The 20,968-nt window shown below is 48.2% G+C and carries 18 protein-coding genes; 17 read left to right on the forward strand and 1 reads right to left on the reverse strand.

Features of this window, described 5'->3' with window-relative positions; translation table 11 throughout:
* The first annotated feature begins 63 nt into the window (after positions 1-63).
* From tgt to WJM45_RS02585, 17 genes are all read left to right on the forward strand, one after another.
* Positions 64-1,179, forward strand: a complete 1,116-nt coding sequence (gene tgt / locus WJM45_RS02505; protein WP_341327428.1) for a tRNA guanosine(34) transglycosylase Tgt — start codon at positions 64-66, stop codon at positions 1,177-1,179.
* Between the two features lie 42 nt (positions 1,180-1,221).
* Positions 1,222-1,569, forward strand: coding sequence for a preprotein translocase subunit YajC (yajC, locus tag WJM45_RS02510; RefSeq protein WP_017841974.1), 348 nt, complete (start codon positions 1,222-1,224; stop codon positions 1,567-1,569).
* A 27-nt stretch (positions 1,570-1,596) separates the two neighbouring features.
* Entirely contained in the window at positions 1,597-3,444 is a 1,848-nt protein-coding gene (secD, locus tag WJM45_RS02515; protein WP_341327429.1) for a protein translocase subunit SecD, read from the forward strand.
* A gap of 28 nt (positions 3,445-3,472) precedes the next feature.
* The gene (gene secF, locus WJM45_RS02520; protein WP_341327430.1) at positions 3,473-4,399 is read left to right on the forward strand and encodes a protein translocase subunit SecF; all 927 of its coding nucleotides are present in this window, start codon (positions 3,473-3,475) and stop codon (positions 4,397-4,399) included.
* Between the two features lie 278 nt (positions 4,400-4,677).
* Positions 4,678-5,109: a nucleoside-diphosphate kinase gene (gene ndk / locus WJM45_RS02525; protein ID WP_014147006.1), complete on the forward strand. Its 432-nt coding sequence runs from the start codon at positions 4,678-4,680 to the stop codon at positions 5,107-5,109.
* Positions 5,084-6,196, forward strand: coding sequence for a 23S rRNA (adenine(2503)-C(2))-methyltransferase RlmN (gene rlmN / locus WJM45_RS02530; protein ID WP_341327431.1), 1,113 nt, complete (start codon positions 5,084-5,086; stop codon positions 6,194-6,196). Before ndk ends, rlmN begins: the two co-directional genes overlap by 26 nt.
* Positions 6,186-6,968: a type IV pilus biogenesis/stability protein PilW gene (gene pilW / locus WJM45_RS02535; protein ID WP_341327432.1), complete on the forward strand. Its 783-nt coding sequence runs from the start codon at positions 6,186-6,188 to the stop codon at positions 6,966-6,968. The genes rlmN and pilW overlap by 11 nt, the downstream gene beginning before the upstream one ends.
* Complete coding sequence (hisS, locus tag WJM45_RS02540; protein ID WP_341327433.1) at positions 6,958-8,229, forward strand: histidine--tRNA ligase; 1,272 nt, start codon at positions 6,958-6,960, stop codon at positions 8,227-8,229. Before pilW ends, hisS begins: the two co-directional genes overlap by 11 nt.
* Positions 8,230-8,668: 439 nt before the next feature.
* The gene (locus WJM45_RS02545) at positions 8,669-9,304 is read left to right on the forward strand and encodes a tetratricopeptide repeat protein (RefSeq protein ID WP_341327434.1); all 636 of its coding nucleotides are present in this window, start codon (positions 8,669-8,671) and stop codon (positions 9,302-9,304) included.
* Positions 9,305-9,307: 3 nt separating this feature from the next.
* Positions 9,308-10,489, forward strand: coding sequence for an outer membrane protein assembly factor BamB (bamB, locus tag WJM45_RS02550; RefSeq protein ID WP_341327435.1), 1,182 nt, complete (start codon positions 9,308-9,310; stop codon positions 10,487-10,489).
* Positions 10,490-10,491: 2 nt separating this feature from the next.
* Positions 10,492-11,880 carry a ribosome biogenesis GTPase Der gene (der, locus tag WJM45_RS02555; RefSeq protein ID WP_341327436.1) on the forward strand — a complete coding sequence of 463 codons (1,389 nt, stop codon included), beginning with the start codon at positions 10,492-10,494 and terminating at the stop codon, positions 11,878-11,880.
* A gap of 379 nt (positions 11,881-12,259) precedes the next feature.
* Entirely contained in the window at positions 12,260-13,849 is a 1,590-nt protein-coding gene (locus WJM45_RS02560; protein ID WP_341327437.1) for a protoglobin domain-containing protein, read from the forward strand.
* Positions 13,849-14,301, forward strand: coding sequence for a response regulator (locus WJM45_RS02565; protein ID WP_341327438.1), 453 nt, complete (start codon positions 13,849-13,851; stop codon positions 14,299-14,301). Before WJM45_RS02560 ends, WJM45_RS02565 begins: the two co-directional genes overlap by 1 nt.
* 5 nt (positions 14,302-14,306) lie before the next feature.
* Positions 14,307-16,034 (forward strand): EAL domain-containing protein, encoded by a 1,728-nt coding sequence (locus WJM45_RS02570; protein ID WP_341327439.1) that lies wholly within the window; start codon positions 14,307-14,309, stop codon positions 16,032-16,034.
* A gap of 17 nt (positions 16,035-16,051) precedes the next feature.
* Positions 16,052-18,121, forward strand: coding sequence for an EAL domain-containing protein (locus WJM45_RS02575; protein WP_341327440.1), 2,070 nt, complete (start codon positions 16,052-16,054; stop codon positions 18,119-18,121).
* 33 nt (positions 18,122-18,154) lie between these two features.
* Positions 18,155-18,586, forward strand: coding sequence for a secondary thiamine-phosphate synthase enzyme YjbQ (locus tag WJM45_RS02580; RefSeq protein ID WP_341327441.1), 432 nt, complete (start codon positions 18,155-18,157; stop codon positions 18,584-18,586).
* Positions 18,587-19,078: 492 nt separating this feature from the next.
* Complete coding sequence (locus WJM45_RS02585) at positions 19,079-19,534, forward strand: DUF411 domain-containing protein (protein ID WP_341327442.1); 456 nt, start codon at positions 19,079-19,081, stop codon at positions 19,532-19,534.
* A gap of 386 nt (positions 19,535-19,920) precedes the next feature.
* On the opposite strand, the gene WJM45_RS02590 is transcribed toward WJM45_RS02585, so the two are convergent.
* The gene (locus tag WJM45_RS02590) at positions 19,921-20,358 is read right to left on the reverse strand and encodes a hypothetical protein (protein ID WP_341327443.1); all 438 of its coding nucleotides are present in this window, start codon (positions 20,356-20,358) and stop codon (positions 19,921-19,923) included.
* Positions 20,359-20,968: the final 610 nt, after the last annotated feature.

A 20,968-nucleotide genomic window follows, 5' to 3' on the forward strand; every position in this document is an offset into this window, starting at 1 on the left:
GATATAATAGCGCGCTTTTAGGCTGAATCTGCCGGAACTTCGCTCGGCTTTCTCATTTTTGATATGCAATTCGATTTACTCAATACGGACGGCCTTGCGCGGCGCGGCCGCCTGACTTTCGCGCGCGGCATCGTCGAGACGCCGGTTTTCATGCCGGTCGGCACTTACGGTTCGGTCAAGGCGATGACGCCGGAAGAATTGGACGATGTCGGCGCGCAAATCATTCTCGGCAATACCTTTCATTTGATGTTGAGGCCGGGAATCGAGGTCATGAACGCGCACGGCGATTTGCACGATTTCATGCATTGGGAAAAGCCGATTTTGACCGATTCCGGCGGCTTTCAGGTGTTCAGTCTCGGCGCATTGCGCAAGATCACCGAGCAGGGCGTGACCTTCAAATCGCCGATCAACGGCAGCTCGATTTTCATGGGGCCGGAAGAATCAATGGCGGTGCAACGGCATCTAGGTTCCGATATCGTGATGATTTTCGATGAATGCACGCCTTATCCGGCATCGGTCGACCAGGCCGCCGATTCGATGCGCCTGTCTTTGCGCTGGGCCGAGCGCAGCAAGCAGGCGCATGGCGAGAATCCTTCGGCCTTGTTCGGTATCGTGCAGGGCGGTATGTATGAACACTTAAGGCGAGAATCGTTGGCCGGCTTGGTCGATATCGGTTTCGACGGTTATGCGATCGGCGGTTTGTCGGTCGGCGAGCCGAAAGAGGAAATGCTGGCGATGCTCGATGCCGTACAGCCGATGATGCCGTCCGATAAGCCGCGATATTTAATGGGGGTCGGTACGCCCGAAGATTTGGTCGAGGCGGTCCGGCGTGGCGTCGATATGTTCGATTGCGTAATGCCGACCCGTAATGCCCGAAACGGCCATTTGTTTACGCGTAGCGGTGTCATTAAAATCCGCAACAGTCGTTATCAATTCGATACCGGGCCGCTCGATGAAAATTGCGGCTGTTATACCTGTCGGCATTATTCGCGTTCTTACCTGAGGCATTTGGATAAGTGCGGCGAAATGCTCGGTTCGCGGCTCAATACGATTCATAATCTTTATTATTATTTGCAATTGATGCAGGAGCTTCGGCAGGCGATCGAAACTCGGAGGTTGGATGATTATGTCAAGCAGTTTTATCAACAACGAGGTAAAAACGTTCCCGATGTGGTATAATGGCGGCCTTTTGTATAACAACTACTATAAAAGAGGATAACAATGAGTTTCTTAATTTCCGATGCCATGGCGCAAGCCGCGCCGGCGGCTCAACAACCCGGTTTTGAAGGGTTGCTGTTTCCGCTGGGAATTCTGGTGTTTTTCTATTTTTTGTTTCTGCGGCCGCAATCTAAGCGCAGCAAGGAACACAAGCAGATGATCGACTCGTTGACTAAAGGCGTCGAAGTCGTGACGAATGGCGGCATTTTGGGTAAGGTCGCGGATTTAGACGATAACTTTGTCAAGCTTGAAATCAGCGAGAATGTATTCATTCAGGTTCAACGCCATGCCATCGGCAGTTTAATGCCGAAAGGCACCTATAAAGCGATCGCCAAAAAACCGAAAGTTTGATAGCGGGTTAAAAGTCGGAATAATAAAATGCAAAATCGTTTCCCACTCTGGAAAAATCTATTAATCCTGATCGTTTTTTTGATTGGGCTTATTTATGCCTTGCCTAATCTTTTCGGCGACGATCCGTCGGTTCAGGTGTCCTTCTCGAATGTCAGTACGGTCGAGACCGCCCAGGTTCAGCAGATAGAAGAATTGGTCAAGCAAGCCGGAATGACCATTAAAGAAGTTGAAACCGGTAGCGGAAATATCTTGGTTCGTTTCAACGATACCAACGATCAATTGAAAGCGGCGGATTTACTGAGGGATAAACTGGGAAACGATGCTACGGTCGCGCTTAACTTGGCGCCGGCAACACCCGGCTGGTTGCGCGCGTTCGGCGCAAGTCCGATGTATTTGGGTCTCGATTTGCGGGGCGGCGTGCATTTTATGCTTGAAGTCGATATGGATGCCGCGGTCAAGCAAGCCGAGGAGCGTTATAACGATGACGTTCGTTCGGCCTTGCGCGATGCTAAAATCCGTTACCAATCGGTGTCGCAAGAGACCGGCTATATCCGTGTTAAGCTTAGAGACGAGGAAGATACCAATGCCGCAGTTTCGGTATTGGACAAGGATTTTTCGACGCTGAATATCGAACGGCCGAATGTCGAGAACGAGCTTTGGCTCCGAATTACTGATGCCGAGCAAAAAGAAGTCAAAAAATTCGCACTGGCGCAAAATATCACGACCTTGCGTAACCGGGTCAATGAACTCGGGGTCGCCGAGCCGGTCATCCAACAGCAAGGCAACAACCGTATCGTCGTGCAATTGCCCGGTATTCAGGACACGACCCGCGCCAAGGATATTCTAGGCACGACGGCGACATTGGAATATCGCTTGGTCGACGTCGAACATGACGTGCAAAAAGCATTGAAAGGGCGGCCTCCGGTCGGCAGCCATATCTATTACGAGAAAAACGGTAATCCGATTCTATTGGATAGACGCATCATCGTGACCGGCGATCAGATCGTCGACGCTTCGTCCGGTTTGGATCAAAACAGCTCGCCTTCGGTATTCGTGACCTTGAACGGTATCGGCGCGAAGAAAATGGGTAAGGTGACCAGCGAGAATATCGGCCGGCCGATGGCGGTCGTGTTCGTCGAATATAAAGTCAAAACGCGTGAAGTTAACGGCGAAAAAGTTCGGACCAAGGAAAAGGTTGAAAAAGTGATCAGCGTCGCGACGATTCGCGATGCGTTTAGTAAACGTTTCCAAACCACCGGTCTCGATAGTACGACCGAAGCCCGTAATTTGGCTTTATTGCTTAGAGCAGGCGCCTTGGCCGCTCCGGTCGATATTGTCGAAGAGCGCACTGTCGGTCCGAGCCTCGGTCAAGATAATATCGACCAAGGCATGAGATCGGTCATGGTCGGTTTTGTTCTGGTGTTGTTATTCATGGCGGCTTATTACCGCGTGTTCGGTCTGGTCGCGAATCTGGCGCTAGGCTTCAATCTGGTCGTTATCATTGCAATCTTGTCGATGTTGCAGGCGACGCTGACCATGCCGGGCATTGCCGGGATCGTGCTGACCATCGGTATGGCGGTCGATGCGAATGTATTGATTTTCGAGCGCATTCGCGAAGAAATCAAAAACGGCAACACGCCGCAATCGAGTATCTTTGCCGGTTATGAAAAAGCCTTCGGGACGATTTTCGACGCTAATATCACGACGCTTTTGGTGGCCTTGGTCTTATTCGGATTCGGCACGGGGCCGGTCAAAGGCTTCGCCGTGACATTATCGATCGGTATTTTGTCGTCGATGTTCACGGCGATTTTAGGTACCCGAATGGTGATTAACTGGATTTACGGCAGTCGCCGTGTCGAGAAATTGTCGATTTAGGCGCGTTTCGGATTTAAGAAGACTGATTATGAATAATAAAACGATAGATTTTTTGGGAAAGCGTCAGTGGATCTATATTATTTCCGCGTTGCTGCTGCTGGTTTCGATCGGGTCGCTGGCGATTCAAGGTTTAAAGATGGGTATCGACTTTACCGGCGGTACGCTAGTAGAGGTCGCTTATCAAGATGCGGCCGATTTGACGGTGATGCGCGCGGCGCTTGCCGATGAAGGGTTTGGAGACGCAATGGTGCAGCATTTCGGTAGCGCCAGGGATGTCTTGATTCGCTTGAAGCCCGATGAGACTGTGTCTAGTGCCGAGCTCAGCGCGCGGGTCGTTGCTGCGATCAATAAAAAAACGGCGGAACCGGCCGAATTGCGCCGTGTCGAATTCGTCGGGCCGCAAGTCGGCGATGAATTGGCGGAAGACGGCGGTTTGGCGATGCTGTATTCGATGTTCGGGGTGTTGATTTATATCGCGTGGCGTTTCGAATATAAATTTGCGTTGGGCTCGGTTGCGGCCTTGATTCACGATGTCATTATAACGCTTGGCTTTTTTTCGCTGTTCGGGCTTGAATTCGACTTGACGGTATTGGCTGCCGTTTTAGCGGTCATCGGTTATTCGCTAAACGATACGATCGTCGTATTCGATCGAATTCGCGACAATTTTAGGATTTTAAGGCAAGTCGGTTCCGAGGAGGTTATGAATACTTCCTTGAATGAAACCTTGAGCCGTACTCTGATGACCTCGTTCACGACGATTTTAGTGTTGATCGCATTGGCTGTGCTCGGCGGCGAAATTATTCATAATTTTTCAGTGGCTTTGTTGGTCGGTATTTTGATAGGGACTTATTCTTCTATCTATGTTGCGAGTCCAATCGTGCTGGCGTTAGGAATTACGCAAAAAGATTTGATGGTGCCGGTCAAGGAAGGTACCGATGTGGATGATTTGCCTTAGCATTGTTAGCAGTTAACAGTGAATAGTGAATAGGTCCGGGTTTGTCTCGTTCCCAAGCTCCCGCTTGGGAACGCCTACCTTCAAGCTCTGCTTGACGAAGCTCGTAGGATGCGACCTGTTTCTGGTTCCCACGGTCCTCCGTGGGAACCCATACCTTGTCAGCCGAGGCAAGATCGGTATGCATTCACACGCTGGAGCGTGGGAACGATAGAATGATTATCAATCGGATGTAATTCGTTAGTTTAATTTTTTTTAATACAATTTGGAGTTATTTAAGAATGGCAATAGAACGTACTTTTTCAATCATTAAGCCTGATGCGGTCGCGAAAAACGTCATCGGTGAAATTTACAGCCGCTTTGAAAAAAACGGTTTGCAAATCATTGCAGCGAAAATGCTGCACATGACCCGCGAGCAGGCTGAAGGTTTTTATGCCGTTCATAAAGAACGTCCTTTCTTCAAGGATTTGGTCGATTTTATGATTACGGGTCCTGTCATGATGCAGGTTTTGGAAGGCGAAGATGCGATTGCAAAAAACCGCGATTTAATGGGCGCGACCAATCCTAAAGAAGCGGCGCCCGGAACGATTCGTGCCGATTTCGCCGACAGCATCGACGCCAATGCCGTACACGGTTCCGATGCGCCTGAAACCGCTCAGCAAGAAATCGCTTTCTTTTTTACAGAAAATGAACTTTGCCCTCGCACCCGCTAAGCTGAATAGAATCAATTTGCTCGATTTCGATAGAAAGGGCCTAGAAGCCTTTTTTGTCGAGATCGGCGAAAAGCCTTTTCGCGCGACACAGTTGCTCAAATGGGTTTACCAGGAAGGCGTCGAGGATTTTTCGCAAATGAGCAATCTGAGTAAGGCCTTGCGCACGCAATTGGCCGAACAATGCTCGCTCGATACGCCCGAAATCGTGCTCGAACAAATCGCGTCGGACGGCACGCGTAAATGGGTGTTGGAGACTTCTTGCGGAAATCGTATCGAAACGGTTTTTATTCCCGAAGAGGGGCGGGGTACTTTGTGCGTATCGTCGCAAATCGGCTGCGCATTGGCGTGCACCTTTTGTTCGACTGCCCAGCAAGGGTTTAATAGAAACCTGACGACGGGCGAGATTATCGGTCAGTTGTTCGCTGCGCAAAAGCGCTTGGGTTCGGCGCAAAAAATCACCAACGTCGTGATGATGGGCATGGGCGAGCCCTTGCTTAATTTCGACAATGTCGTGGCGGCAATGAATCTGATGATGGATGATTTTGCCTATGGTCTGTCGAAGCGACGCGTCACGATCAGCACTTCCGGGATAGTACCGGCGATGTATCGCTTGACCGAAGTGTGCGACGTCAGCCTTGCTGTTTCCTTGCATGCCGTGACCGACGAACTGCGCGACGAGTTGGTGCCGATCAATAAAAAATATCCGTTGAAAGAATTGCTGGCCGCCTGCCGGGATAATGTCAAGCGGTCTCCGCGTCGAAGAATTACTTTCGAATATGTCATGCTGGAGGGCGTCAACGATTCGGTGCAAGATGCCAAGGCGATGGTCAAACTACTGAAAACCGTACCGTCGAAAATTAATTTAATCCCGTTCAACCCTTTTCCGAATTCACCCTATCGTTGTTCGAGCAGCGCAACCATCGATCGATTTCGCGCCGTTTTGCATGATGCCGGCATGGTCACGACGATTCGAAAAACACGAGGCGACGATATCGATGCCGCTTGCGGTCAATTGGTCGGAAAGGTCCAGGATAAAAGTCGCCGGCATTTAAAGCTTAAAGTAACGGACTCGCAACGTGCCGCATAAGATAGCTGTATTTTGTCGCTCTGTTTCGCTAGCAAGTTTGCTGGTTCTGCTATCGGCTTGTTCTCTCTTCGGTAGTTCCGGTAGCAGCAATGTGGAAGCGGCCGACACCCAGCTTCAATTAGGTGTCCGTTACATGGGCATGAATAAGCTTGCGATTGCCAAGGAGCATTTGGAAAGATCCGTCGATCTCAATTCGAAAAACGTCGAGGCACGAAATGCGCTGGCTTACTTGTACGAAAAACTCAATGATTTCGAGGCGGCAGAGGATAGCTACGAAAAAGCATTGGGATTGAATTCCGAGGACTTCAGCGTGTTGAACAATTACGGCCGCTTTCTTTGCGAACGTGGCGAGTATCAGGAGGGCATGGAGCTCTTGGAGCAGGCCGTTGCAAATCCATTGAACAACAGGCAGTGGTTGGCGGCTACAAATGCCGGTCGTTGCGCATTGATGCAGGATAATTCCGCCATCGCCGAGGCTTACTTGCGGCAGGCTTTGCAAGTTCAGCCGTCTTATGCGCCGGCGTTGCTGGCAATGCAGAAGTTGAGCTATCAAAAAGGTGATTATTGGGCTGCAAAAGGTTTTTACGAGCGCTATGTCAGCGTTTCTAAGCAAACGGCCGAATCGCTTTGGTATGCTTATCAAACCGAGCGGGCGCTCGGTAACCAAAACGCCGCCGAACAATACAAAAAACAATTGTTGGAATCATTTCCGTTAGCGGAAGAGACCAAACGGATTTATTCCGCTCAAGACAAACTGAAACATGGCAAATAACATTCAGGCTATCCGCGGAATGCATGACATTCTGCCGGATCAATCGCCGCTTTGGCAATATGCCGAGTATATCATTGGAGAAGTGCTTGGCGCCTACGGATACAGTGAAATCAGGTTGCCGATCGTCGAGAAAACCGAACTTTTCAAGCGCTCGATTGGCGAAGTCACCGATATCGTAGAAAAAGAAATGTACACCTTCGACGATCGCAACGGCGATTCTTTGACGTTGCGCCCGGAAGGAACTGCGGGTTGTTTGAGGGCTTCGCTCGAGCATGGCCTGTTACACAATCAGGTTCACCGGTTATGGTATTACGGACCGATGTTTCGGCACGAACGTCCGCAGAAAGGCCGTTACCGTCAGTTTTACCAATTGGGCGTCGAAGCTTACGGTATGTCGGGGCCCGATATCGATGTCGAATTAATTCTACTGAGCCATCGTTTTTGGCAGCGCTTAGGGATTGCCGATAAAGTCGAGTTGCAGCTCAATACGCTCGGTACCATCGAAGAAAGGCTGGTTTACCGCGAGAAGTTGGTCGATTATTTCAGCGAGCATCTTGAATTGCTCGACGAAGATAGTCGTCGGCGTTTACACACGAATCCGCTACGGATTCTTGACAGTAAGAATGAAGGGATGCGCGAGTTGATCGCTAATGCGCCTGAACTAAGCGACTTTTTGGGCAGCGATAGTCAAGCGCATTTCAAGTCGTTAACCGAGACTTTGAAGGTATTGGGTATCGAGTTTGTATTAAATACGCGTTTGGTAAGAGGTCTCGATTATTACAGTAAAACCGTTTTTGAATGGGTAACCGCCGAATTAGGTGCGCAAGGCACGATCTGCGCCGGCGGGCGTTATGACGGTTTGATCGAGCAACTGGGCGGAAAAGCCAATCATGCGGTCGGTTTCGCGATGGGCATGGAGCGTATTTTGGCTTTGATGGAAACTTTGCCGAATTTGCCGATCAAGCCGGTAGTCGACGTTTATATGATTCGAGTCGGCGAACAAGCAGAGCGAATTAGTATGGAATGGGCCGAGACTATTCGCAATGAGTTGCCCGGATTAAGACTGCAGCTTAATTGCGGCGGCGGCAGTTTTAAAAGTCAATTCAAGAAAGCCGATAAAAGCGGCGCCGAATATGCTTTGATCGTTGGTGACGATGAAGCGATACGAGGCGAAGTGGGTATTAAAGCGCTGCGTCAGAATCAGGATCAGCAAAATCTGCTGCTGCAGCAAGCTTTGGAATTTTTAAAAAGTCGTTTTTGAGTTGTTGGCAAGGCAAGGCAGGAATTGAAGTCCGAGAACACAAAGTTTACGTATCGGGTCTGTTGTCTCGCTCCCAAGCTCCAGCTCTCGCCGTTATACACAAGTATCGGTAAACTTGCTAAACAGAGAGCATCGTATTCCTGGAAACGGTGCTATTTGATAAATCTGCGGATATTGAACATCAGTGGCTTTCCCTCACCTAGCGTTAGGTGAGGGACGACGAAGGCGTCGCTCCCCCCCACAAGGGAGCGGATGCTCTGTGGGAGCGATCCCCTGATCGCGATCTCGAGGTCGAAAGTGTTAAGTAACAATAAATGGTATCGAAGACTCATTAGCTAAGATTGCAAAACGGTAATTTTTGACTTATGTATAACGATGAGAGATCCAGCTTGGGAGCGAGTGATCACTAAATTTTTAGCAAAAGCACGATAGAGTATTTATGGCAATTTACGAAACAGAAGAAGAACAAGTCGAAGCCCTTAAGCGTTGGTGGAAAGAAAATGGGCGCTCTACGATTACCGGCGTGATTGTCGGTATTGTGATTATCGTCGGCTGGAATATTTGGCAGGATTATAAGCAAAACCAGGCTTTACAAGCATCGGCTTTGTATGCGCAATTATTGAATGCGCAAAACGAAGGTAATTTGGAGTCCGCCCAAAAAATCGCCGAACGGATACAGGACCAATTCGGTGGTACTGCTTACAGCGATTACGCCAATCTATTCGATGCGAAAATCAAGGTGCAGCAGGGTGATTTAGCAGCCGCGAAACAAAGTCTCGAGGCAGTTGCAAAAAGCGGCGGCGACGAAATTGCTCAAGTTGCAAGGCTCGGCTTGATTCGTATTTTGCTGGCAAAAGGCGAGTATGAACAAGGCTTGCAAATGATTGCCGAAGCAAAATACAGTGACGGTTTTTCCGGTGCGTATGACGAATTGAAAGGCGACTTGTATGTTGCGCTCGATCGCTTGGGAGAAGCGCGCACGGCTTATCAAGCCGCATTGCGTAGCGGACATAAATCGCCGTTGTTGCAATTTAAGCTGGATGACATTACCGAAGCTGAAATCATTGTTAAGTAATTAATGAGACTGTTACTTGTTGCTCTGTTTGGTTTTAGCGTAGCGGGGTGTACTGCCCTGGAATCGTTAAGCGGGATTACCGATTATTTTTTAGGCGGTGAGGACAACACCGACCCGCCGAGCGAACTGACCCAGTATGAACCTGAAATTGAATTAGAGTATCTCTGGAAAGAGTCGGTCGGTTCGGGAGCCGGCGAGAAGTTTTTAAAGTTGATTCCGGCTGTTCATGACGGAAAAATTATTGCCGCCGATACTAAAGGACTGGCATTGGCATTGGATTTGAAAACCGGCGAAGAGATTTGGGAAGCCGATACCGAGGCTAAGTTTGCCGGTGGCCCAGGCGTTTCCGATTCGACCGTCGTGCTTGGTACCAGCGATGGCAATGTTGTGGCGCTGAACATGGTTAATGGTTCAGAGCGCTGGAGCGTTCCTGTGTCGAGCGAAGTGATTTCGGTTCCGGTTGTGTCGCAAGGCGTTATTGTCGTCAGAACTACGGACGGCAGAGTAATGGCTTTGAATGAAGCCGATGGCGCCACGCTTTGGGAATACGAGCTGAGCGTCCCGGCATTGAGTATCCGCGGCACCGGTGCGCCAATCGTGCTCAATGAAAATGTCATCTGCGGTTTTGCAAACGGAAAATTATTGTCGTTGAGGCTAAGCGACGGTAAGCATATCTGGGAAACCAGTATTGCAATTCCGGGCGGGCGAACCGAAATTGAAAGGCTGGTCGATTTAGTTGTCGACCCGGTCGCAACCGATGGCGTGATTTTTATTGCCAGTTATCGCGGTGGAACGAGCGGGGTGCTGGAGCAAAATGGCGATGTTATTTGGCGTAATGCCGATGTTTCGTCTTATACCGGTATGAGTCATGATTGGCGTTATCTTTATATAAGCGACGTCAGCAGCGATGTATGGCAACTCGATCAACGTAACGGTGCTTCATTATGGAAGCAAAGCGATCTACATCAACGAAAGTTAACGGCGCCGGTAGCCTACGATAATTATGTCGTGGTCGGCGATTTCGAAGGGTATCTGCATTGGTTGTCTAAAAGCGACGGCAGGCAGATGGGGCGCATTCGGATTACCGATGCGGCGATCGACGCGCAGCCGGTCGTCGTTGACGACGTGCTGTATGTCTATGCAAAAAACGGCGTTCTTGCCGCATTAAAGGCACGGCTATTATAAATATGTTACCTGTGATTGCCCTAGTAGGGCGCCCTAATGTCGGTAAATCGACATTATTCAATTATTTAACACGAAGCCGCGAGGCTTTAGTCGCCGATTACCCCGGGTTGACCCGCGACCGGCAATACGGTCGAGTCAACCGCGGTCAGCGCGATTGCCTGGTCGTCGATACCGGCGGGATTGCCGATGACGCGGACGGTATCGATAGCTTTGCCAAAAAACAAGTGCAAGTCGCGCTCGATGAGGCCGATGTGGTTTTTTTTATCGTCGATGCGCGCGAAGGGCTCAACGCCTCCGATCAAAGCATTGCCGAAAATCTTAGAAAACTCGATAAGCCGGTCGTCTTAGTCGTCAATAAAATCGACGGTGTCGACGCGAATGCGGCTGTCGCCGATTTTTATGCGCTGGCGCTTGGCGAGCCTTATAAGATCGCCGCGACACACGGACGCGGCGTATTCGAGTTATTGGCGCATGTCGATGAATTGTTGCCTATGGCCGAGACGGATGAAGCCGAGATCGATGCCGGAATCGGCATTGCAATCGTCGGGCGGCCAAATGTCGGTAAGTCGACGCTGGTCAATAGGTTATTGGGAGAAGAACGGGTCGTCGTTTTCGATGAGCCGGGTACGACTCGCGATAGCATTTATATTCCGTTTGAACGTAACGGTCAAAAATTTACCTTGATCGATACGGCCGGGATGCGTCGACGGTCCAAGATTGCGCTGACCGTTGAAAAGTTCAGTGTTATTAAATCATTGCAAGCGATCGAAAAAGCCAATGTGGTCATTTATTTGATCGATGCCGCCGAAGGCGTGACCGATCAGGATGCGCATTTGTTGGGGCTAGTCTTGGAAGCCGGGCGGGCATTGATTATCGGCTTGAATAAATGGGACGGCTTGGGCGTCGATCAAAAGGACCTGATCAAACGGCAACTGGACATTAAACTGTCTTTCGTCGATTTTGCGCAAAAGCATCCGATTTCCGCTTTGCACGGAAGTGGAGTCGGTAAATTGTTCGATGTCGTGCATGAGTTATACGATGCGGCGATGATCGACATGTCGACGCCGGTGCTGACCAACTTTTTGAAGGATGCGGTGACTACACACCAACCGCCGCTGGTTCATGGAAGACGCATTAAATTGAAATATGCGCATCAAGGCGGCAGAAACCCGCCGGTCGTGGTGATACACGGTACGCAAACCGATGCCTTGCCGGGATCGTATAAACGGTTTTTGATGAATTATTTCCGCGACCGTTTGGGGCTCAAAGGGACGCCGATTCGTCTCGAATTCAAATCGCCGGTCAATCCGTTCGCCGGAATCAAAAATAAATTGACCGATCGTCAAGTCAAGAAAAAGCAAAGATTGGTCAGGCATGCGAAAAAAAAATAGCTCCGCGTCATGGTTTTGCCAAAAACCTATGTTCAAGGACGCCGTGTACCCAGACCTAAAGTATCCAAGATATACTCATCGTAGATGAAAATTCGGCCTCGGGGTGCCCGTCAAAGGACGCCGTGAACCCAGCACCTAAATCCAGCACCTAAATTCCATAGCCGATTGGCTATGTTTAATATCATGACTAATTTAGGTGCTGCGTGAATACGTCCATGTTGGCTCTATGCCAGCTCCATGCTGGCAACGCTTTTGCCGAATAGTTCGACGCTTCCATGTGCTAATGCCCAAAAATATCAATCATTGCTGGTTTTTTTGTCGTAAAAAATGTACAAAGTGGCATTTCAAATAACCATGAGAATGTTGCTTTAATTTATTTATGGACGATTTACATTCAGTAAGAGCGATAAGCGATCAGGAGCTTTCCGATCGTCTAGCGCTTATCCAATTATCGACTCGCGATATCGAGTTGCTAAAAAACTTGCATGCCCGGTTGAAAGACGTTCGCATGGACTTTCTCGATGACTTTTACGTGCAAATGCTACAGTTTGACGAAACGAGCAAGCTTTTATCGGATCCCGAACAAGTCGAACGCCTAAAAACAAAACAAGCTGCCTACTTCGAACGTTTAATCGAAGGTCGGTACGATCACGATTATGTCAAGGATAGGGTGCAAATCGGCGCAACGCATCATCGTATCGGTTTGAAGCCGCAATGGTATATTGGCGCTTATCATTTTTACTTGGCTTGGCTTTTCGAGCAAATGCAGAGCACTCCTCTTAACGAAAACAAGCAGTGTTTTGAAGCTTTGTTGGCCGTTATCAAAGTTATTTTGTTCGATATTGAATTGGCGATCGATGCGTATTTTCAAGCCGATCACGATATGCTCAGGCTCATGGCTCAAGTGTTCGAAAGCAATGTCGAGGGGGTATTGATCAGCGATACCCGAGGGCGAATTTTGCATGCCAATCGTAAAGTTTCGTCGATAGCAGGTTATTCTCATGAGGAATTATTGCTTTTGCCGGTGACAAGCTTATTGGCGCCGCAAGAGCGGGACGTGTTTGTCGACTACTGGCGGGGCATTAAAGTCGGGTCGCCCTGGCAAGGCGAAACGTATTTGCAAAAACATGACGGAAAATCGTTTCCAGCCTGGGTTAATGTCAGCGCTGTGATGGATGATAATAATCAAGTGACTCATTTTGTCATCGAATTTTCCGATATTAGCGCCTATCGCGAAGCACAAGAAGCATTGCAGCAACGTACCGAGGAGTTGGCAAGATCCAATAAAGAATTGGAGCAGTTTGCCTATGTCGCATCGCATGACTTACAAGAACCGCTGCGCATGGTGGCCAGTTTCACGCAATTATTGGCGCGCCGATATGCAGGTAAGCTGGATGCCGATGCCGACGAGTTTATTCATTATGCGGTCGATGGCGCGACACGAATGCAAACCTTGATCAACGATTTGTTGGCATATTCCAGGGTCGGAACGCGAGTGAAACCGTTCGAGGCGGTGAGTCTCGAAGTCGTGTTGCAAAAAGCCTTGGATAATTTACGGCTTGTTGTCGAGGAAAGCGGCGCGGAAATCTTTCGGCCAACCCTGCCTACCATCATGGGCGATACTGTCCAATTGACTCAATTGTTTCAAAATTTGATCGCCAATGCGATTAAATTCCGTGGCGAAGCGTCACCGAAAATACATATTTCGGCATCATGCTCAGACGATTTTTGGCGAGTCGAATTAAATGATAACGGAATCGGAATAGCGCCTGAATTTTTTGAACGTATTTTTGTGATTTTTCAACGTTTGCATACGAAGGAAGACTATCCCGGAACCGGAATCGGCCTTGCGATCTGCAAAAAGATCGTCGAGCGCCACGGAGGAACGATTAGCGTCGAATCGGAGCCCGGTCAGGGCGCTACTTTTATTGTGATATTACCTAAAATCAAAAGCGAGGAAGTGAACTGATGAGTTTGGAAGAGATTGGCCGTGCCGCGGAGTTTTTGCTGGTAGAGGATAATCCGGGCGATGTGCGCTTGACCAGAGAGGCTTTAACCGAGAGTAAAGTCAAAAACAATTTGAACGTGGTTGGCGATGGGGAGGAAGCAATGGCCTTTTTGAAACGGCAGGGAAAATATGCCGAAGCCCCGCGGCCCGATGTTATTCTGCTCGATCTCAATCTCCCCAAAAAAAACGGCCGCGAAGTCTTGGAAGAAATTAAAGCCGACCCGAGTCTAAAGCGAATTCCGGTTGTCATTATTACTTCCTCCGAAGCCGAGCAGGACGTTTTGAGAACTTATGATCTGCATGTCAATTGTTATGTCAACAAGCCGGTGGATCTGGAGCAATTTATCAAGGTGGTGCAATCCATCGAAACGTTTTGGTTGACTATCGTCAAGTTGCCTTCTGAAATAGCGTAACAATCATGAACCAGGTTGCCGCTAAAGTATTGCTGATCGAGGATAATCCGGGCGATGTTAAATTAGTTCAGGTATTGCTGGAGTCGAGTGATGAGCATCAGCAGCCTTTTGAATTGATTAAAGTCGGGCAGCTAAGCGATGCTTTTCCTCTTTTGGCGAAAGGCGGCATCATGGCAATATTGCTCGACTTAGGGTTGCCCGACGGTAATGGGATCGATACGCTAATTCGAGTGCATGCTGCCGCCCCTATGATTCCGATAGTCGTGCTCAGCGCCGAGGAAGATGAAATGCTGGCGATACGCTCGGTACAATTGGGGGCACAGGACTTTTTGGTCAAACAAGGTATTTCGGGCATGCTGCTCAGGCGGGCGATCTGCTATGCGATCGAGCGAAAGCGCTTGATGGAACAATTGCAGTATTTGGCTCATTACGATGTATTGACCGGGCTTGCGAATCGAAAGTTGTTTTACGATAAGTTGAAACATGATGTGATCGGGGCAAGGCGTTCGAAAAAATCGCTGGCATTGATCTTTCTTGATCTGAACGACTTTAAAAAAATCAATGATTCTTTGGGGCATCATGCCGGCGACGAATTACTCAAAAATGTTGCGAAACGTTTATCCGGTAGTGTAAGGGCCAGCGACTGCGTGGCCAGAATGGGCGGCGATGAGTTTACGATTATCCTCAATGGTTTGAATAACGCAGAGGAAGCCGCTTTGATCGCCGATAAGATTTTAAAGGCTTTGGTCGAGCCGTTTAAGTTTGAGGGTTCCGTGATGACCGTTCGCGCTAGCCTGGGAATCGCAACTTATCCCGATGATAGCGATGAATTGGAAAAGCTAATCGGGGCGGCCGATTCGGCAATGTACAAAGCCAAAGTGTCGGGCAGCGAAAAAATCAGCCGGTATTGTTTTTATTCGGCGGCAATGACTGCAAAGGTTCAGCATGAGATAAAAAAGGTTCGGCAACTTAAACATGCCTTCGAAAACGGTGAGTTCGAGTTGTATTATCAGCCGGAAGTCGACGTTCATAGCGGAAAGATCATTGGCATGGAGGCTTTGTTACGCTGGCGCCATCCTGATCGCGGAGTTTTGACGCCGTCCTCGTTTATGCAGGATTTAGAAGATACCGGCCTGATCGTTCCCGTCGGCGAATGGGTCATACGGAAAGCCTGCGAACAATGCAAAGTTTGGCAAGACCAAAATTTCCCGCCATTGACGGTGTCGATTAATATTTCGGCAAAACAATTTCGCCATAACGGTTTTGTCGATGGTGTATTGGGCGCTATCGATCAGCTACGTGTGAATCCGTCTTTAATTGAATTGGATTTTAACGAAGAGACGCTATGGGAAGAAGAGGCGCGCTCCGTTATCGTGCTGGACCGATTAAGCCGAGTCGGTGTGAAACTGTCGTTGGATCATTTCGGTAGCGGATCGATTTCTTTTAAAACGTTGACTCGCTTTCCGATTCATGCCATCAAAATTGATTATACGCTGATTGCTCAGGCGTCAACCGATTCGGCTGAGACGGCGATAGCCAAGGCCGCTATCGAAATTGCTCACATATTCAGCATCAAAGGCTTGGCGGGAGGTATTGAAACCCAGGCGCAACTCGAGTGGGCACGCCGAATTGCTTGCGATGAGGTGCAAGGATATCTCTATAGCAAGCCTCTTCCGGTTGACGAGGCAACAGCATTAATTGCTAGGCATGATTCTTTGAGTCCGCAAGACTAAAATAGCGATCCGTTGAAATGAAAATATTATTAATTGAGGATCATAAGCCGGATGCGATATTGTTGCGTGAATTGTTGAGCGAAAATAGCGCCGATCAAATTCATTTATTTCATTTGGAGCGACTAGGCGATGCGCTTGAGGCTCTGAAAAGTAGAGAGTTCGATATTGCATTGCTCGACTTGTCGTTGCCGGATGCTTTTGGGCAGGAAACCTTTCGACGTTTGAATCGAGTTGCACCGAGTTTGCCGATCATTGTCTTGACCGGGATCGACGATCAAGAGCTGGCAATGGATCTGGCGCAGGCAGGGGCTCAAGATTATCTAGTCAAGAGCGAATTGAGCGGCGGGCTTTTGCATCGTTCGATGCATTATGCGATAGAACGTAAACGGGCCGAATTAAAACTTCGTTTGGCGGCCACGGTATTCGAAAGCACGCTCGAAGGTATCATGATTACAGATGCCAAAACTAATATCATCAGCGTCAACGAAGCATTTTGCGAAATCACTGGCTATGGCAGCGAGGAAATTATCGGTTGCACGCCTGCGATGTTCGAGTCGGAACGTCATAGTAAGGCTTTTTTTCGGCAATTATGGGATATTCTTAATAAAACCGGTCAATGGCGCGGAGAAATATGGAATCGCCGTAAAAGCGGAGAGGTGTTTCCGGCCTGGGTTAATATCAGCGCAGTACCTAATATAGCGGACGATAGATTCGGACATTATGTCGCGGTATTTACTGAAATTACCGAACTTAAACTATCCGAAGAAAGATTGAATTATCTAGCGCATCACGATCCGTTAACCGGACTGCCTAATCGGCTGTTGTTTCAAGACAGATTGGAGCAAGGCGTTCTGCAAGCGCAGCGTAGAAAAAGCATGATTGCCGTCATGTTTCTGGACTTGGATCGGTTTAAATTAATCAACGATACGCTCGGTCATCCGATTGGCGACGAGCTTTTAGTCGCGGTTGCCGAGCGCCTGCGTCGATGCGCGCGCGAAACCGATACGATTGCCCGTTTGGGCGGCGATGAGTTTGCGGTTATTTTGTCGAGCATGACGCGCGAAGAAGATGTCGAGCATGTGGCGCAAAAGATTATTCAAGCCTTGTCTTCGGTGTTTTGCGTGGGCGGGCATGAGGTCTTTGTCACCACGAGTATCGGAATTACGTTTTATCCGGGGCTCAATAACGATCGAAGTAAACTTCTGGAGCAGGCCGATGTCGCGATGTATCATGCGAAAAAGCACGGCCGCAATAACTATCAATATTATACGGCGGATATGAATGCCGCAGCATATGAGCGGTTGATGCTCGAAACGAATTTACGAAGAGCGTTGGAAAGGGAGGAGTTCAGGCTGTATTATCAACCGCAGATTGATGTCCAAACCGGCGTCGTGACCGGTGTCGAGGCGTTGATTCGTTGGCAAAGTCCGGAGCTTGGTTTGGTTTCTCCAGGAAAATTCATTCCTTTGCTGGAAGAGACAGGTTTGATCGTTCCGGTTGGCGAATGGGTTATAGAAACCGCTTGCCGCCAAATGAAAGAATGGATTGATGCCGGATATCCGGCCATGACGATGGCGGTTAATTTATCCGCAAGACAGTTTCATCAAGTCGATTTAGTGGAAAAAATCGCGCAAATTTTACAAGAGCTTAGTTTACCGCCTGAGTTGTTAGAGTTGGAATTGACTGAAAGCATGGTCATGGAGAGCGTCGATTCGGCAATTGAAATTCTACATAGGTTAAAGCGAATGGGCGTCAAGGTGGCAATCGACGATTTCGGCACGGGGGTTTCATCTCTGGGGTATTTAAAACATTTTCCGATCGATACCCTGAAAATCAGTCATGATTTCGTATTGAATCTGCCTCGCGATTCGGTGGATGCCTCAATCGCTTCGGCAGTTATTAATCTAGCGCGCAACATGCAGTTGAGTAGTGTCGCCGAAGGCGTGGAAAATTCCGAGCAAATGGACTTTTTGAGCGCCCATGATTGCGAGCGTTTACAAGGGTATTTATTCAGTCGACCGGTTCCGGCGGAAAATATAGCTGAGTTGCTGGAAACATGGCAGTCTATGCCGAAAAAATCGCGCTAAGTTGAAAATTAATGCCGAGGGAGTAAACAAGTCATGTGGATCCAAAAGCAAATAAAAATTAGTTCAAAAAAACGCGGCTTTCATTTAATCACCCCTGAAATCTGTCAAGGCTTACCCGAGATAGGTGCGATCAAGTGCGGGTTATTACATCTATTTATCCAGCATACCTCGGCGTCTTTGGGTATTAATGAAAATGCCGATCCCGATGTCAGAATAGATATGGAGGCTTATTTTTCCAAAACGGTCCCGGAAAATGAACCATATTATCAACATACGCTCGAAGGAAGCGATGATATGCCGGCGCATATAAAAAACATTATGATCGGCTGTCAGTTGACAATACCGGTGGGTTCGGGGCGGTTGTTGTTAGGAACATGGCAAGGTGTTTATCTATGTGAGCATCGGGAAAATGCCGGTACGAGAAATATCATTGCGACGATGACGGGCGAGCCGCTGCATCGCTAGCAGTAACGATGCTTTTTGTTATACCTATCGCACATGAAATTTCGGCATTCGCCTCCCTCGCCAACTGTGGGAGAGGGCTGGGGTGAGGGTTTTAAAAAACCGAAATTTGATGTGCGAAAACTATAGTCAAATTACGACACCCATCGGTCGAGCAACCGTCCCCTACTCGGAGCCGGCATCGTGCTTTCACAGTAACGCCCCGATCCACCAGCCTCTCGAGCGGAAAAGAGTTGGATGAGGTTTTTACTATATACTCAGCGTAGATGAAAATTCGGCCTCGGGGTGCCCGTCAAAGGACGCCGTAAACCCAGCGCCTAATGTCCATAGGTCTTTGGCAATGATTCAAAATCATGGCTTATTTAGGTGCTGGGTAAATACGTCCATGTAGGCGCTATGCCAGCTCCATGCGCCCCGAGGCTCACTCCGGCGCTGCCGAAATTTGAAGTGCGAAAGGTATAAAATGATTTCATGTCGATTTCATAGGAGTAATGAATGAAAAAAATATTAGCAATAATGATGATGCTATCTTTTGGTTTTGCCGGGCGCTTAGCCCTGGCCGAGATTGGACAGGTTAAGGATGTTGTGGTTTATCGAAGCCCCTCTTGTGGATGTTGTGGAAAATGGGTTAAGCATCTCAAGGATAATAACTTTAATGTGATTGATAATGTTGTTCACGATGTTGACTCGGTTAAACGCAAATATGGGGTTCCCGGCGAGTTGGCTTCCTGCCATACGGCGATATTGGGCGATTATGTGATCGAAGGTCATGTGCCTGTCGAGGATATCGAAAAGCTCTTGGGTTTAAGTGTCGATGTTTCAGGTATTGCCGTTCCGGGGATGCCTGTCGGGACGCCTGGTATGGAAATGGGCGATCGCAAAGACGCCTATAAAGTCATTGCTTTCGATAAAGAAAATCGCAAGCAGGTCTTTAGTGTGCATGAAGACTAAGATTATCTACTGAGATAACCAAGTCTCGGCGTCGGGAGGCTAAATACCGCCTTCAAAGAAAGTTATGATTTTAGGCGCGAGGCTGAATACTTTGTGAATTGCCCCCGGTGTTGTTTTGCCAATGTCGAAATTTAACGTACGAAAGGCATGACTTAACCCAGCTTTAACAAGTGTAGTGTCTACCTCCTATGCTATTGAAATATAATAATTAAAAATCATGCCAAATTTAACTTTGTAGTGCCATAAAATTAATTATTGCATATTATTCAATAACCTATTGACGCGCAATGTTAAGGCTGGGTTAAAAATCTCCGCAAAAAAAAATGCCCTCTATTTAGAGGGCATTTTTTTTTGCGGAGATTGGGGTCGAGGATGCGCTAATCGGTTTATAACTCGTCAATTCCGGATAATCCGTCAATCGACCAATTATCGGTATTCAAAATTCCTGATAGATCATCGCCTTTTTCGTATTTAATCCGGCAAGCATATCTTCGAGTGATGCTTGCCGTTTCGGGGCCTGCTATTTCAACCTCTGCGTTAATGACGTATTGGTGATTGCCGATACCCCATGCGTTAAGCGGCTGTGCAGAAAAGAAAACCGAATACTTATTATCAAGCTCTTCTTTGATATAGTTGTTACAGAATGTAAATGCCAGATCGGTCATTTCATTGGAAATGCTTTCTAGATCGCCGATATCTTCTGAGTCAACAAGAAAAAGATCGGAGCTGGCTACTTGATGCGCAAGTGGCATGATGGCTTCGCGCTGAAATAATATCAGTCCGATGAAGCCAATGAGAAAAAACAAGAATTTAAAGTTTTTCATTGTTGATTTTTATAGTTTGGGATTGTGAACGCAAACAAGATTCTAACAGAATTTCGGGTGCAGGAAACTCAATTTGTTAAATTGAAAAGTATTGAAATTTTAGGTTGTTAGCATAAAAGAACAGGTGTTGTTGTTAAGACATGGGTAAGTTAGACGGTTGATGCAAATCCATCGCAGAGCAAAATTCGGTGCGATCACTTAAATTATATTCATCGTAGATGAAAATTCGGCCTCGGGGTGCCCGTCAAAGGACGCCGTGAACCCAGCACCTAAATTGTCCAAGACAATTGACCTTAGCCAATGAGCTATGGAATTTAGGTGCTGGGTGAATACGTCCATGTAGGCTCTATGCCAGCTCCATGCTGGCAAGGCCTTTGCGAGCGCCATGGATGGCGTGAATGTCGATTTTGCAGGAGCAAAAATCGACCTAGCACCCCGAGGCCTCCTCCTGCTCTGCCGAAATTTGAAGTGCGAAAGATATATCGGCATCATATGTTGGTAATGGAACCAAAAAAATCGAAAACAGACTTTGGGTGATGGATGATAAATAAAAGCTTAAGGGCCGTGAAGGTAGTAAAAAAAAAGGGCCGCTAGCAATTGCTTAAACAAT

It is taken from the genome of Methylotuvimicrobium sp. KM2, from assembly GCF_038051925.1.
Taxonomy (GTDB): Bacteria; Pseudomonadota; Gammaproteobacteria; order Methylococcales; family Methylomonadaceae; genus Methylotuvimicrobium.

Coding starts and splice junctions, on each gene's coding strand:
- yajC (WP_017841974.1), top strand. CDS start 1,222: ATGAGTTTCTTAATTTCCGATGCCATGGCGCAAGCCGCGCCGGCGGCT.
- secD (WP_341327429.1), top strand. CDS start 1,597: ATGCAAAATCGTTTCCCACTCTGGAAAAATCTATTAATCCTGATCGTT.
- WJM45_RS02545 (WP_341327434.1), top strand. CDS start 8,669: ATGGCAATTTACGAAACAGAAGAAGAACAAGTCGAAGCCCTTAAGCGT.
- hisS (WP_341327433.1), top strand. CDS start 6,958: ATGGCAAATAACATTCAGGCTATCCGCGGAATGCATGACATTCTGCCG.
- WJM45_RS02565 (WP_341327438.1), top strand. CDS start 13,849: ATGAGTTTGGAAGAGATTGGCCGTGCCGCGGAGTTTTTGCTGGTAGAG.
- tgt (WP_341327428.1), top strand. CDS start 64: ATGCAATTCGATTTACTCAATACGGACGGCCTTGCGCGGCGCGGCCGC.
- WJM45_RS02575 (WP_341327440.1), top strand. CDS start 16,052: ATGAAAATATTATTAATTGAGGATCATAAGCCGGATGCGATATTGTTG.
- rlmN (WP_341327431.1), top strand. CDS start 5,084: ATGAACTTTGCCCTCGCACCCGCTAAGCTGAATAGAATCAATTTGCTC.
- WJM45_RS02570 (WP_341327439.1), top strand. CDS start 14,307: ATGAACCAGGTTGCCGCTAAAGTATTGCTGATCGAGGATAATCCGGGC.
- ndk (WP_014147006.1), top strand. CDS start 4,678: ATGGCAATAGAACGTACTTTTTCAATCATTAAGCCTGATGCGGTCGCG.
- der (WP_341327436.1), top strand. CDS start 10,492: ATGTTACCTGTGATTGCCCTAGTAGGGCGCCCTAATGTCGGTAAATCG.
- secF (WP_341327430.1), top strand. CDS start 3,473: ATGAATAATAAAACGATAGATTTTTTGGGAAAGCGTCAGTGGATCTAT.
- bamB (WP_341327435.1), top strand. CDS start 9,308: ATGAGACTGTTACTTGTTGCTCTGTTTGGTTTTAGCGTAGCGGGGTGT.
- WJM45_RS02590 (WP_341327443.1), bottom strand. CDS start 20,358: ATGAAAAACTTTAAATTCTTGTTTTTTCTCATTGGCTTCATCGGACTG.
- WJM45_RS02560 (WP_341327437.1), top strand. CDS start 12,260: ATGGACGATTTACATTCAGTAAGAGCGATAAGCGATCAGGAGCTTTCC.
- WJM45_RS02585 (WP_341327442.1), top strand. CDS start 19,079: ATGAAAAAAATATTAGCAATAATGATGATGCTATCTTTTGGTTTTGCC.
- WJM45_RS02580 (WP_341327441.1), top strand. CDS start 18,155: ATGTGGATCCAAAAGCAAATAAAAATTAGTTCAAAAAAACGCGGCTTT.